Source organism: Kitasatospora sp. NPDC057223 (assembly GCF_042669755.1).
Lineage (GTDB): Bacteria > Actinomycetota > Actinomycetes > Streptomycetales > Streptomycetaceae > Kitasatospora.
In genome coordinates this window covers 1-14063 of sequence record NZ_JBHUWW010000179.1, presented here as the reverse complement: position 1 = coordinate 14063, position 14063 = coordinate 1, and the positions used below count along the sequence as shown (strand labels likewise).

Here is a 14063-nt window from a genome sequence, read left to right as displayed (position 1 = left end):
GCCGCAGCGGTGTGCGGGCCCGGCCCGGGATCCGGCGGCCGCCGTCCCGGGTGGCGGCGCGTCGCGGGGACGCGCGGCGCTCGTGGCGTTCGGGGTGGCCGCCGCGGATCGGGCCGGCGCCGGTCACTTGTGGTGACCGGGGGTGCCGGCGGGGGTTCAACACGGTATCCAGTTGTGTTTCCGGTGTCCGCGGTACGCCGTCAAGGCGCCCCGCAGGAAGCGGAACCAGTGGTTGCCGCTGACAGTCCCGAGGCTAGGAACAGCCGATTCGGAGACGGTATGCCGACGGTATGGATCCGCTATTCCCACAGGTGGACGCGGTACCGGCGGCCGGGTTCAGGCGAGTACGGACCCGTTGCCGGGGCGGTGGCTGCGGCTGCGGCGGTGGTCGAGGTGGACGAAGACGCGGTGCAGCCAGCGGTCGTTGCCGTCGTAGCGGGGCGAGAACGCGACCCGCCCGTGCACGACGACCCGGTTGTCCACGAAGATCATGTCCCCGGGCCGGAGCACGGCGTCGGTGCGCACCTCCCCCAGGGCCTCCCGCAGTCGGGCCAGGGACCGCTCGGCGCCGTCGTCCAGGGCACGGGTGGCGTGGAAGTCGACGCAGATGTCCGGGTCCTCCGGGGCGCCGGTGAGCACCGGGTGCGGGCTGGAGAGGTCCGCCGAGTGGAACGAGGGCGGGGCCTCGGTGATGAACCGCGGCTCCGCCAGGACCGTCCGGTCGGCCTTGTCGAGCAGCGGGAAGGCGCGGCGGATCGAGGCGAGCTGGGTGCCCACCTGGTCCTCGTGCGCGGGCCGCAGGCACAGCAGCCCGACGTAGTCCGGGCGGTGCGGGTGGAAGGCGTTCTCGGTGTGGAATTCCAGGCGCACCGAGCCGCCGTTGCTCTGCGAGGCGGCGAGGGTGGGCACCGGCACCACGTTCTGCACCAGTGCGCCGTGCTTCTCGTCGCGGTACGCGATCACCGTCCCGAGTTCGCTGCCCAGCAGCACCGCCACGGTGGCGGCCACGGTGGCGCCGCGCTCCACCGAGTCCAGCACGGTGGGGGTGGCCGGCAGCGTCTCGGCCGCCAGCGGCAGGTTGCTGACCGTCAGGGTGCCGCCGACGCCGGGGTCGTGGCGGAAGGCCCGTACCGCCCCGCTCAGCCGGTGCGGCAGCCGGCAGCTCTCCTCCCGGGCCCGGGCCTGCCAGCGGGGGTCGTCCACCAGCGCCGGACCGGTGGCCACGCGCCGTACCGACGCCTCCAGTTCGCGTCGCTCCTCGCCGGTGAGTTCGAGTACGGAGGTCTCTTCGATGTGGTCGGTATTCGTGCTCGCCATGGTTGAGGTCACGCTTGGTTCTCCTCGTCGGAATACCCTTGAGGCGACCGGCGCCTGTCCTCTCGGACGAGAGTCGCCGCTGAATGCACAATCGCCGTTCGACGATCCACGGCGAGTCTTTCCGGCGGCCCGGCACCATCTCCAGGCAGCGAACCGGCAACTGGGTCCGGACAACTTGCCTGCCGGATGCCTGTCCTGGAACCGGCTCGGAAACGAAGCTTCCTGACAAGCTCGATCCAAGAGACGGAGCCTCGCCGTGCACGCGAATTCTCGGAACCGAATACCCCGGCAGACCCCGGCGGCCGCTCCCCCGGCCGAGGACGCGGGCACCGCCCGTCCGCTCACCTGCCACCTGGTCGAGGGCCTGCTGTGCGAGCTCTGGAGCGCGCACTTCGGGCAGGACGTCTCGCCGTACGACGACTTCTTCGAGCTGGGCGGCGACTCGGTCGCGATCGTGAACACCGTGGCCGCGGCCCGCCTGCGCGGTCTGCCCCTGCGCAGTTCGGCGGCGATGCGGAACCCGACGCCGGCGCGGCTCGCCGAGTACCTGACGCTGCCCCGCGACGCCGCGGTGCCCGGCGGGCCACGGGTGCTACCGCTCGCCCCGGGCGGCGGCGCCGAGGCGGCGGACCGGGCGGCGGCGGACGTCCGGGTGGTGCCCATCACCGCGGGCGACCCGGCGGAGCCGCTGTTCGTGGTGCACTCGGACAGCCACGTCCAGGCGGAGCGGGACGCCGTCGCCGGGTGGGTGGACGGCCGGGCGGCCTTCGGGCTCTCGGCGCCGGTGACGCCGGGGGTGACCGTCGGGGAGCTCGCCGGCCGCCTTCTGGGCGCCCTGCACGAGCACCGGCCCGACGGGCCGCTGCGGCTGGCCGGGTTCGGCAGCGGTGCGGCGGTCGCCTTCGAACTCGCCGTCCGGCTGGAGGCGCTGGGCCGCGACGTGGCGCTCCTGGCACTGGTCGGCCCGCCCGCCGGGGCGGCGCCGGGCGGGCCCGCGGCGAGCCTGGACGAGTTGCTGGACCACCGACTGGCCCTGCTGTCCGGACGCTTCGCGCTCACCGGCGACGAGAGCCCGGAGGAGGTCCACGCGAGGTTCCGCGCGGCGGGCTGGTACGAGGACGCCGTGCGGCCCGGGGACCTCCCCCGGCTCCAACTGGCCTGGGCCCGGCTCGCGCTGGCCGTCCAGGAGTACGACTACACCCGCTACGGGGGCCGGGCCGTGCTGTTCCTGGACGGCTTCGCCCCGCACCCCGCCGAGCAGGCGTGGACCGGCGCGGTGGACCGGCTGAGCGTCCACCGGCTCGACCACGGGCTCGAATCCCCCCTGGCCGTCATCCGCGACCCGCAGGTGGCCGAGACGATGAGGAAGGCGCTCCCAGCATGAACGGCGGTACCACAAGCGCAGCTTCCCCCCGGCCGCCCGGCCGGGGGATCGCCCGGCTGCGGCCCGCGGAAGGGGCCGCACTGCGGATGATCTGCTTCCCGCACGTCGGCGCCGGCGCCGCGGCCTTCAAGCCCTGGCTCGACCACCTGCCGCCGGAGGTGGACCTCTGCGCGGTCCGGTCGCCCGGCCGGGAGAACCGGGTCCGCGAGGCCCTGCTCACCGACGGCCAGGCCCTCCTCGACGACCTGGAGGCCCAGGTCGCGCCGCTGCTCGACCTGCCGTTCGTGGTGGTCGGCCACTGCTCCGGCAGCGTGCCGGCCACCGAGTTCGTGCGCCGGCTCGTCGCGGCGGGCGGCCCCGCGCCGGTCGAGCTGGTGGTCTCCTCCGCCGAGGGGCCCCGGGCGCGGACCGTCGAGGACCCGCCGCTGCACCGGCTGCCCCCGGGCGAGTTGATCGAACGGGTCGTCAAGTACGGCGGCATGGCCGAGCAGGTGCTCGACGACCCCGACCTGATGGCCATGTTCGAACGGATCCTGCGGGCCGACTACCAGGTGGTCGAGACCCTCGCCTACACCGCGGGCCCGCCGCTGGACCTGCCGGTCACCGTCGTCGGCGGCCGCCGGGACGAGTTCGTCAGCTGCCAGGCGATGGCCGCCTGGAGCGCCGAGACCGACAGAGAGTTCGCCCTGCACCTGCTGGACGCGGGCCACTACATCCTGAACGAGGCCGGACCACTGATGGGCCGGATCGCGCGGCGCCTGCTGGAGCGAAAGGCCGACGGGTGAGTACCGGAGACTTCAGACTGCCCAGCGCCTGGCGCAGCACGGACAAGCACGCCACGGCGGGCCTGCGGGCGGAGGTCCCGTACGCCGACCTCGCGCCCGCACTGGCGGCGCTCGCCGCGGCCGCGGGCGCCGACCCGGGCGCCGTGCCGGCCGCGGCCCACGCCAAGGTGCTCGGCACGCTCGTCGAGGAGGCGGCGTTCAGCACCGGCCTGCTCGCGAGCGCCGACGACCCGGTCGTGCGCAGCCTCACGGTCCGGCCGGGCGGCGCGCGCACCTGGCGCGAGCTGGTCGGGCAGGTCGCCGGCGCCCTGCACGCCGCACCGCCGGCGGCCGGGCCGGACGGCGGCTCGCCGGCCCCGGCCGAGCACGTGCTCTTCGCCGCCGACGCCGCCGCGCTCGGCAAGCCGGACGAGACGGACGAGACGTCCGGCCCCGCGGTGCGCCACGGGCTGCGGGTCGGGGTCGGCGACGGCGCGCTCGTCCTGCTGGCCGACGGCTTCCTGGACGCCGCCGGGCTGGACCGGCTGGCGACCATGTACCGCCGGGTGCTGGAGGCGATGGCCGGGGCGCCGGAGGGCGACGCGGCCACGACCGTCCTGCCCGACGGCGAGCGGCACGCCGTGCTGCGCCGGTGGGCCGTCGGGCCGGTCGCCGCCCGGGAGGCCGGCGGCGTCCTCGCGCTGTTCCGGGCGCAGGCGGCCCGGACACCGGACGCGCCCGCCGTCCGGGCGGGCGGGCGGGACATCGGCTACCGCGAGCTCGACGAGCACTCCACCCGGATCGCGCACCACCTGCTCGCGCACGGCGCGCGCGCCGAGGTACCGGTCGGGGTCTGCCTGCGGCGCGGCCCGGACCTGCTGCCGACGCTCCTCGGCATCTGGAAGGCCGGCGCGCCGTACCTGCCGCTGGACGCCGACCTGCCCGCCCCCCGGCTGCGCCACATGGTCGCCGCCGCGGGCTGCGCACTGGTGGTCACCCGCTCGGAGCACCTTCCGCTGCTCGGAACCTTCGAGACGGCACGGTTCGTGCTGCTGGACGAGGAGCGCGCGGCGGTCGAAGCGCGGCCGCCGACCCCCGTCGAGGCCACGGCCGGACCGGCGCACCTGGCGTACGTCATCTACACCTCCGGGTCCACCGGTGCGCCCAAGGGCGTGATGGTGCACCACGAGGGCCTGGCGAACTACGTGCTCTGGACGGCCTCGGCGTACGCCGCCCGGGGCACCGGCGGCTCGCCGCACTTCAGTTCGATCGGCTTCGACCTGGGCGTCCCGAGCCTGTTCACCCCGCTGGTGACCGGACAGCGGGTGGACCTGCTGCCCGACCCGCTCGACCCGGCTGACCTCGGCGAGCTGCTGGCCGCCGGCGCGCCGTACAGCTTCATCAAGATGACGCCCGGTCACCTGAACCTGCTGAGCACGGACCTCGAACCCGAGGAGGCGCACGGCCTCGCCGGGCTGGTGATCGCCGCCGGCGACGCCTTCCCGACCGAGCTGGCCCGCCGCTGGAGCGAGCTGGCGGGGCCCGGCGGCACGCCGGTCGGCACGGAGTACGGGCCGACCGAGATCACCGTCGGGAACTCCGGCGAGGAGATCACCCGGCTGCCGGCCGACGGTCTCGTCCCGCTGGGCCCGCCGATCGAGAACACCACCATGTACGTCCTGGACGACCGCCTCGAACCCGTCCCCGACGGGGTGCCGGGCGAGGTGTACGTGGGTGGCGCGGGCGTGGCCCGCGGGTACCTCGGGGCTCCCGCGCTGACCGCGGAGCGCTTCCTGCCCGACCCCTACGGCGCACCGGGCTCCCGCCTGTACCGCACCGGCGACCGGGGCCGCTGGCGGGGCGGCGAGCTGGAGTCGCTGGGCCGCACCGACCACCAGGTGAAGATCCGCGGCTACCGGGTGGAGCCCGGCGAGATCCGCGCCGCGCTGCAGCGGCGGCCGGAGGTCGGCGAGGCCGTGGTGATCGCCTACCCCGGGTCCTCGGGGGCGCAGCGGCTGGCCGCGTTCCTCGTCCCCGCTCCGGGCGGCGCGCCGGACGTCCCCCGGATCCGGGCCGAACTGGCCCGGGAGCTGCCCGAGTACATGGTTCCCTCCGAGATCCTCGTCGTCCGGGAGATCCCGTTGACCGCCAACGGGAAGGTCGACACCCGAGCGCTGCAGGCCGGGCTGTGACCCGCGCGGCGCCGCCCGGCACGGTGCGCACCCCGATCCCCGTCTCTTCGAAGCGCCCAGGAAAGCAGGACCCGGTGAGCGATACGGCCGCGGACAGGACGTACCAAGTAGTGGTCAACCACGAGGAGCAGTACTCGATCTGGGAGGCGTACCGCGAGCCTCCGCAGGGCTGGCGCGCCGAGGGCTTCACCGGCGGCCGGCAGCAGTGCCTGAACCACATCGCCACGGTCTGGACGGACCTGCGTCCGCTCGGTGCCCGTGGCGGGCGGCGTCCCGTGACGACAGAGCCGAGGTAGCCGATGATCCCGCTGCTGCCCGACCTCTTCCTGGACCGGGCCCGGGAGCACCCCGACGCGCCCGCGATCGTGTCCGGTGCCGACGAGGTCTCCTACGCCGGGCTGGAACGCTCCGCCCGCTCCGTCGCCGGAGCCCTCGCCGGGCTCGGGGTGGGGCGCGAGTCGGTCGTCGCCGTCCTGATGACCCCGGGCCCCCGCCTGGTCGAGGCGCTGCTCGGCGTCTGGCTGGCCGGGGGCTGCTACCTGCCGCTCGACCCCTTCGCCCCGGCCGGCCGGCTGCGGCAGATCGTCGAGGCGGCCGGCGCGCGCGTCGTGATCGTGGACGAGCCGCTGGCCGCGCAGGGCGCGGGGATCTCCCCGCGGGCGGCCGCGCACCGGGTCGACCGGCTGCGCGAAGCGGGCGACCCGGGCACCGCGCCGGTCGCCGCCGGCGAGCGCCAGGCCGCCTACATGATCTTCACCTCCGGCTCCACGGGTGTGCCCAAGGGCGTCGTCGTCGAGCACGCGGGCATCGCCAACCGGGTGCGGTGGGGCGTGCGGGCCCTGGGCCTGAACCCGGACGACCGGGTCCTCCAGAAGACCCCGCTGACCTTCGACGCGGCCGGCTGGGAGATCTTCGGCCCGCTGATCTGCGGCGCCCCGGTGACCTTCGGCCGCCCCGACGCCGGCCGCGACCCCGCCGAACTCGTCGCCTCGATCCGCGAGCAGGGGGCCACCGTGGTGCAGGTGGTGCCCACCATGCTGCGACTGCTGGCCGCCGAGGCGGACCTGGCCTCCTGCAAGAGCCTGCGGACGATCTGCTCCGCCGGCGAGCCGCTGCACGCGGAGCTCTGCCGGCGCGTACTCGCGCAGGCCGACGTGGAGATCTGGAACACCTACGGCCCCACCGAGTGCTCCATCGACGCCCTGGCCCAGCGCTTCGACCCCGGGCAGAGCACCGGTGCCGTGCCGATCGGCCGGCCCATCGACAACGCCCGCGTGGTGCTGCTCCCGGCCGAGAGCGGGGCCGGCGAGGAGCCGCTCCACGAACTCGCGCTGTGCGGCCCCGGAGTGGCCCGCGGGTACCACGGCGACGCGGCGCGCACCGCCGAGCACTTCGTGCCGGACCCGGCGGGCCCGCCGGGATCCCGGATGTACCGCACCGGGGACCTGGTCCGCCCGCGCACGGACGGCGCCCTGGACTTCGTCGGCCGGGCCGACGCCCAGCTGAAGATCAACGGGGTGCGCATCGAGCCGGGCGAGGTGGAGGCCGCCCTGGAGGCCCACCCCGACGTGGTGGAGGCCGCCGTCCGGGCGGTCGACGGCCCGGACGGCATCCGGCGGCTGGCCGCCTGGGCGGTCACCTCGCGGACCGGCGCCGCCGAGGGCCTGACCGGCTACCTGCGGGACCGGCTGCCGCCCTCGTTCGTCCCCGCGCTCGTCACCGAGGTCGACGCGCTGCCGCGCACCAGCAGCGGCAAGACCGACCGCGCCCGGCTGCCCGAGCCCGACTGGTCGCTCGCGCCGGCCACGGGCTCCCCGGAGCCCCGGACCGCCGAGGAGCGGATCGTGCTGGCCGCCTGGCGCCGGCTGCTCGACGCCGGTGAGATCGGCCTCGACGACGACTTCTTCCGCCTGGGCGGCCACTCGCTGCTGCTGACCCGGCTCGCCGCCGAACTCACCCGGGCGTCCGGGCTCCTGGTGGAACTGCGCGACCTGCACCACGCGACGACCGCGCGGCAGCAGGCGGGACTGCTGGGCAGGGCCTCGCGGGCGCAGCCGATCGAACCGCTGCCGGCGGGCGCCCGGCTGCCGCTGTCCCACGCGCAGGAGCGGTTCTGGGTCCTCGACCGGATGGCACCGCGCAGCCGCGAGTACCTGCTCCCGATCCTGGTCTGGCTGCCCTCCGAGGTGCCCGCGCCGGTGGTCGGGGAGGCGCTGACGCGGCTGGTGGCGCGGCACGAGGTGCTGCGCACCCGGTACGTGATGGACGCGCAGGGGCTGGCCGCCGTGGTCGAGCCCGCCGGCGGCGTGCCGGTCGCGCTCCGCACGGTCGAGACGGCGCCCGACCGGGTCGCCGGCCTCGTCGCCGAACAGCTCGGCGAGGGCTTCGACCTGGCGTCCGGGCCGCTGCTGCGTGCCGCCCTCCTGCGGGACGGCGGGCCCGAGCAGCTGCTGCTCCTGGTGTGCCATCACATCATCGGCGACGGCTGGTCCTCCCGGCTGCTCGAACAGGAGCTGCGGGAGACGGTCGCGGCGCTGGCCCAGGGCCGCGAACCGGCCCTGCCACCACCGCCATTGCGCTACACCGACGCCGCGGCCTGGCTCAGGGGGCAGCTCACCGACGAGCTGGTGGAGGAGCAACTCGCCTACTGGCGCGAGACGCTGGCCGACCTGCCGGCCCTCGCACTCCCGACGGCCCGCGAGCGCGGGAGCCGGCGCAGCATCGACGGCACGGCCGTCCTGGTCGACCTGCCGGCGCAGTCCGTCGAGGCCCTGACCGCGCTCGGCCGCAGCCTGGGAGCGACGCCGTACGTCGTCCTGCTGACGCTCTGGACGGTCGCGCTCGCGCGGGCGGCCGGCCAGTGGGACTTCGGCGTCGGGTCCCCGCACGCCGGACGCACCCGCCCGGAACTCCACGACGTGGTCGGGCTCTTCCTCAACACCGTCGTCCTGCGGCCCCGGCTGACCCCGGACCTGCCCTTCGCCGACGCGGTGGCCCTGGTCGAGGACACCTGCCGGGAGGCCTTCGCCCGGCACGCCGCGCCCTTCGAGGCCGTCGTCGACGCGGTGGCCCCCGCGCGTGACCTCTCCCGCACCGCGCTGTTCCAGAACCTGTTCGCGCTGACCGGCGACGACACCGTCGGGCAGGTCCCGCGCGAGCGCGACCTCGAACTGCTGGGGCGCGCCTGGACGGTCTCCCGGACCGACCTGGCGCTCACCCTGTGGCCCCACCCGGACGGGCGCTACGGGGGCGCCCTCGAATACTCCTCGGCGCTCTACGACGAGGAGGCGGCCGCCGCTCTCGCCGAGCGGCTGCGCCGCCTGGCGGTGCGGTTCGCCGCCGATCCCGACCTGGAGATCGGCGCGGCCGGGCTCGACGAGAGCCCGGAGGACGACGACGTGGCGGAGGCGGACGAGGTGGCACAGCCCGGAACCGGCCCGGACGCGTACCGGGAGACCATCCTCGGATTCGTCCGCGAGCTGCTCGCCCAGCCGGACGTCGGCCCCGACGACGACTTCATGGCCCGCGGCGGCAGCTCACTGCTCGCCGCGCGCCTGCTGTGGAACATCCAGACCGAGTTCGGCACGGAGGTGTCCATGCGCGCGTTCTTCGACCGGCCGACGGCGAGCGACCTCGCCCGGGAGGTCGACGAGCTCCGCGGGGTGCAGCCGGACGCCGCCGCGCACGGTGAACCGACAGGGAGGGACATCTGATGGTGGCCGCACCGTCTCAGGAAACGCGAACGATCGGGCGGGCGGACCGCAGCCGGCCGCTGCCGCTGTCCTCCGGCCAGCAGCAGATGTGGCTGCTGCACCAGCTCGCCCCCACCAGCCAGGCCTATCTGATGACCTGGACGCTCCGGCTCTCCGGGCACCTCGACGTCGGGGCGCTCGGCCGGTCCTGGGGCAGGATCGTGGAACGCCACGAGATCCTCCGGACCCGCTACCTCCAGGACGACGGCGGCGAACCCCGCCAGGTCGTCGACACGCCCGCGCCCTTCGCGCTGCGCGTCCTCGACCTGGCCGAGGAGCCGGCCGGGCGCCGCGAGGTACGCGCCGAACAGATCGCCGACTGGGAGCGCCGCCGGCCCTTCGACCTGACCCGGCACCAGCCGGTCCGCGTCACGGTGATCGCGATCGGGCCCGAGCTGCACCTCATGGTCGTCAACATCCACCACATCGCGGCCGACGACGTGTCCTACCGGATCATCACGGCGGAGCTGGGGGCGCTCTACGCGGAGGAGACCTCCGGGGTGCCGGCCGGGCTCAAGGAGCCGGAGGTCCAGTACGCCGACTTCGCCGTGTGGGAGCGGGCCCGGACCACGGACGCCGCGCTGCGCCCGCATCTGGACTACTGGCGCGGCGCACTCGGCGGCGCGCCCGACCTGCCGCTGCCGCTGGACCGGCCCCGACCGGCGCGCCCCGACCGGCGCGCGGGCGTCGTCGAGCTGACGGTCAAACCCGGCACGGCCGAGGGCGTGTTCGCCCTGTCGGCGGCCCAGCGCGCGACCCCGTTCATGGTGCTGCTGGCGGCCTACCACGTGATGCTCTCCCGGCTGACGGGGAGCGACGACGTGACGGTGGGGCTGCCGGTCTCGACCCGGCTGCCCCACCTGGACGGACTCCTCGGCTATGCGGTCAACACGGTCGCCGTCCGCTCGCGGCAGGCGCCGGGCCAGTCCTTCGCCGACGTGATCGCGCAGGTCAGGGCGGGCTTCCTGGACGCCTTCGACCACCGGTTCGTCCCGTTCAAGCGGGTGGTCGACGAGGTGAACCCGGCCCGCGCGCTGGACGGGAACCCGCTGTTCCAGGCGGCCTTCGACATGGAGGGCGCCGAGGAGGGCGGCGGCTTCCGGCTGGCCGGGCTGCTGACCGAGCGGGTCGGCTCCACGGTCGCGCCCGACGCCAAGTTCGACCTGACCATGCACGTCGCGCAGTCCTCGGACCGGCGGCTCTTCGCGCGGCTCGAATACGCCGCCGCGGTGATCGACGAGCGGAGCGTGCGGGCCTGGGCCGCGGACTGGGAGTCGCTGCTCGACACGCTGGTCCGCCATCCGCAGGAGCCGATCGCGGCGGGGCCTGCGCGGCCCGCCGCCGGGGCGCCGGGTGCGCAGGAGCAGGCCCAGCCGGCACCGGGCGGCGCCCGGTCCTCCGCCGCACTGACCGAGCGGATGCACCGGATCTGGGCCGAGGTCCTGGAGCTGGACAGCGTCGGCCACCAGGACAACTTCTTCGACGTCGGCGGCGACTCGCTGCGGGCCGTGGCGCTGGCCGCCCGGCTGCGGACCGAGGGCCTGGAGGTGTCGGCCACCGACATCTTCGCCTACCAGAGCATCGAGGAACTGGCCGACTGGTGCGCGGAGCAGGCGACCGGCGCGCCGGGCGCCGGCGCGGTGCCCGACCCGGTGGCGCCGTTCGCACTGATCGGCGCGCAGGACCGCGAGGCGCTGCCGCCGGGGGTGGCGGACGCCTACCCGCTGACGGCGACCCAGCTCGGCATGATCATCGAGCTGCGGGCGCGGCCCGACGTCAACACCTACCAGGACACCACCTCGTACCTGGTCCGCGACGACCGGGAGCTGGACCCGGCCGCACTGCAGCGGGCGACCCAGCTGGTCGTGGACCGGCACGAGGTGCTGCGCACCAGCTTCGAGCTGAACCGCTACTCCGTCCCGCTGCAGCTGGTGCACCGCACCGCCCGGATCGACGTCGGGGTGAGCGACCACGGCTCGCTCGGTACCGGCGGCTGGCGGCCCGCCCTGGAGGAGTACGCCGCCCAGGAGCGCCGCTCCCCGATGGACATCACCGGCGCCCCGCTGATCCGCGTGCACGCGCACCGCGCCGACGGCGAGCAGGACTGGTGGATCACCATCACCGAGTGCCACCCGATCCTGGAGGGCTTCAGCTTCCACACGATGCTGATGGAGATCCTCACCGGCTACCGGGAGATCCGCGCGGGCGGCACGCCCGCCGAGCCCGCGCCGGTGCCCTTCCGGTACGCGGACTACGTCGCCTCCGAGGCGGCGGCGCGCGAGTCCCAGGAGGACCGGGACTTCTGGCGGGGCGTGGTCGAGGGCCGGACCGACACCGCGCTGCCCGCCGCCTGGCAGGGCGACCGGACGCTCGCCCGCGAGCGGTACCAGCACATGCTGGACTTCCGGGACCTGGAGGAGGACCTGCGCCGGCTGGCCACCGCGACGGGCACCTCGATGAAGGCGGTGCTGCTGGCCGCGCACATGAAGGTGATGAGCACGGTCGTCGCCACCGAGGACTTCTACACCGGCCTGGTGTGCGACGCGCGGCCCGAGATCGTCGGCGCCGACCAGGTCCTCGGCATGTACCTCAACACGCTGCCGTTCGCCATGCCCGCCGGGACGCGCACCTGGGGGGACCTCGTCCGGGCCGTCTACGACGGCCTGACCGCGCTGTGGCCGCACCGGGTGTTCCCCATGCAGGTCATCCAGCAGGAGTTCGGCCCCGGCGGCCGGCTGCTGGACGTGTTCTTCAACTACCTGGACTTCCGCCAGGTCGACAAGAGCCTGCTCGACTGGGACGCGACGTACAACGACAACGACAACGAGTTCGCGCTGCACGTCTTCACGATCTCCGGGATCCTCAAGCTCAACACGACCAGCCACCGGCTGAGCCGCGAGGCCGCCGTCCGGCTCACCGCCCTCTACCGGACGGTGCTGGAGCAGATGTCCCTCGGCCCGGACGGGGACGCCCGGGCCGCCTGCCTGCCCCGGGCGGAACGGGAGGGCCTGCGCGCCCTGGACCGCACCGGGGAGCAGCCGCACCGGCCGCTGCCCGTCGCCGAGGCCCTCGCCCGGGCGCTGCGCGAGTACCCCCGCGACGCCGCCGTGCGGTGCGGCGAGGAGTCGCTGAGCTACGAGCAGCTCGACGTCCGAGCGGACTGGATCGCGCGCGGACTGCGCGAGCGCGGCATCGGCCCCGGCGACCTGGTCGCGGTCGCGCCCGGACGCTACCCCGGCGCCGTCGCCGCCGTCCTCGGTGTCTGGCGGGTCGGCGCCGCCTTCACCCCGGCGGCGGACGGCCCCGACGCGGGCAGCCTCGCCCTGGTGACGCCGCCGGCGGACCTCCCGGCCGGCACGGCCTGCGTGCTGGCCGCAGACCCCGGGAACCCAGCAGCTCCCGGCACCGCCCTGTCGCACCGAGCGCTGGAGCACGCGACGGGGCAGCTCCTCGGCGAACTCGCCGCGCGCGGCGCCGGCGGCGCCCGCGGATCGTCCTGGCTGTGCGCGGATCCGCCGACCACCGCCGCCGGACTCCTCGTCTGGACGGCGGCCCTGGCCTCCGGCGGCGCCGTCCTGCTCACCACCGCCCCGCCCGCCGAGGCGGTGCCGGAGATGAAGGCGCTGGTCTCGGCCGGGCAGGTGACCCACCTGCGCACCACGCCCCTCGTCGCGCAGCGCGTCCTGGAGTCCTCCCCCGGGCCGCTCACGCTGGTCGTCGACGGCGACGACCACCCGGCCCCGGCCGTGCTGGCCGGGCTGCGCGGCCGGGCGACGGTGATCGAGACCCTCGGGGCCGACGGCCTCTTCGGCCCGGTGGCGTTCGACGGTACGCCGCCGCCCGGCCTGAGCCTCCGGGTCGTCGACGCCCGGCTGCGCCGGCTGCCCGCCGGCGTGGTCGGGGAGCTCCGGGTCGGCGGCACGGGCGACGGCGGCTCGGGCGACGGCGGCGACGTGCTCCACCGCGCCGGCCGGCTCGCGCGGATCGGCCGGGACGGGAGGCTGGAGCCGATGGGCCCGGTCGGCCCGCACCGGACGGCGGAACTGCTCGGCCTCCACCCCTCGGTGCTGGACTGCCGGGTGGTGCGGCGGGCCGACCCGGCCAACGCCCGGCAGCGGCTCGTCGGCTACCTGCGCGTCGCGGCGGGCGAGGCGTTCGCGCCGGACGACATCCGCCGGGCGCTCGCCGAGCGCAGGCTGCCGCGCCATCTCATCCCGGACGTCCTGGTCGAGGTGGACGACTGGCCGCTGACGGAGGCCGGCACGGTCGACCTGGAGCGGCTCCCGGAGCCGCCCGACAGCGCGCGGCCCGGCGAGGAGCCGCAGGCGAAGCCCTGGGACGACGGGTTCGAGGCCCTGCTGCGGGACGCGCTCGCCGGCGCGTCCTTCGAGGGGGACCTCGACCCGGACGTCCCGCTGGCCGACGCGGGCCTGAGCTCGATGGCCACCGTGGGCCTCATCGTGGCGATCGAGCAGCTCTACGAGATCGTCATCCCCGACGACTTCCAGGTCGTCGACATGTTCCGGACCCCCAGGCTGCTGTGGGAGCAGATCTGCGAGTTCCGGGCGGCGGATCTCTGAGCCGGGAGCCCTGAGGGCGTTCCCCGGGGCGGGAGGACGGGAGCCGGGGCCGGTACCGACGTGGATGTCGGTAC

7 protein-coding genes are annotated in these 14063 nt (G+C 75.4%); 6 read left to right on the top strand and 1 reads right to left on the bottom strand.

Going from position 1 to position 14063, the window contains the following annotated elements:
• Positions 1-336 precede the first annotated feature (336 nt).
• Positions 337-1329, bottom strand: a complete 993-nt coding sequence (locus tag ACFUK0_RS36565; RefSeq protein ID WP_380257701.1) for a TauD/TfdA family dioxygenase — start codon at positions 1327-1329, stop codon at positions 337-339.
• Between the two features lie 244 nt (positions 1330-1573).
• On the opposite strand from ACFUK0_RS36565, the gene ACFUK0_RS36560 reads away from it, so the two are divergent.
• The 6 genes from ACFUK0_RS36560 (at position 1574) to ACFUK0_RS36535 (ending at position 13989) form a co-directional block, all read left to right on the top strand.
• Positions 1574-2701, top strand: coding sequence for a thioesterase domain-containing protein (locus ACFUK0_RS36560; RefSeq protein ID WP_380257699.1), 1128 nt, complete (start codon positions 1574-1576; stop codon positions 2699-2701).
• An 86-nt stretch (positions 2702-2787) separates the two neighbouring features.
• Positions 2788-3486 (top strand): thioesterase II family protein, encoded by a 699-nt coding sequence (locus tag ACFUK0_RS36555; RefSeq protein WP_380257697.1) that lies wholly within the window; start codon positions 2788-2790, stop codon positions 3484-3486.
• On the top strand, positions 3483-5657 hold the full coding sequence (locus tag ACFUK0_RS36550; RefSeq protein WP_380257695.1) for an amino acid adenylation domain-containing protein: 2175 nt from the start codon (positions 3483-3485) through the stop codon (positions 5655-5657). Before ACFUK0_RS36555 ends, ACFUK0_RS36550 begins: the two co-directional genes overlap by 4 nt.
• 74 nt (positions 5658-5731) lie before the next feature.
• Positions 5732-5953, top strand: a complete 222-nt coding sequence (locus ACFUK0_RS36545) for an MbtH family protein (RefSeq protein ID WP_380257693.1) — start codon at positions 5732-5734, stop codon at positions 5951-5953.
• Positions 5954-5956: 3 nt separating this feature from the next.
• The gene (locus tag ACFUK0_RS36540; RefSeq protein ID WP_380257691.1) at positions 5957-9370 is read left to right on the top strand and encodes an amino acid adenylation domain-containing protein; all 3414 of its coding nucleotides are present in this window, start codon (positions 5957-5959) and stop codon (positions 9368-9370) included.
• Positions 9370-13989, top strand: a complete 4620-nt coding sequence (locus ACFUK0_RS36535) for a condensation domain-containing protein (protein WP_380257689.1) — start codon at positions 9370-9372, stop codon at positions 13987-13989. The genes ACFUK0_RS36540 and ACFUK0_RS36535 overlap by 1 nt, the downstream gene beginning before the upstream one ends.
• Positions 13990-14063: the final 74 nt, after the last annotated feature.

Coding starts and splice junctions, on each gene's coding strand:
- ACFUK0_RS36555 (WP_380257697.1), top strand. CDS start 2,788: ATGATCTGCTTCCCGCACGTCGGCGCCGGCGCCGCGGCCTTCAAGCCC.
- ACFUK0_RS36540 (WP_380257691.1), top strand. CDS start 5,957: ATGATCCCGCTGCTGCCCGACCTCTTCCTGGACCGGGCCCGGGAGCAC.
- ACFUK0_RS36535 (WP_380257689.1), top strand. CDS start 9,370: ATGGTGGCCGCACCGTCTCAGGAAACGCGAACGATCGGGCGGGCGGAC.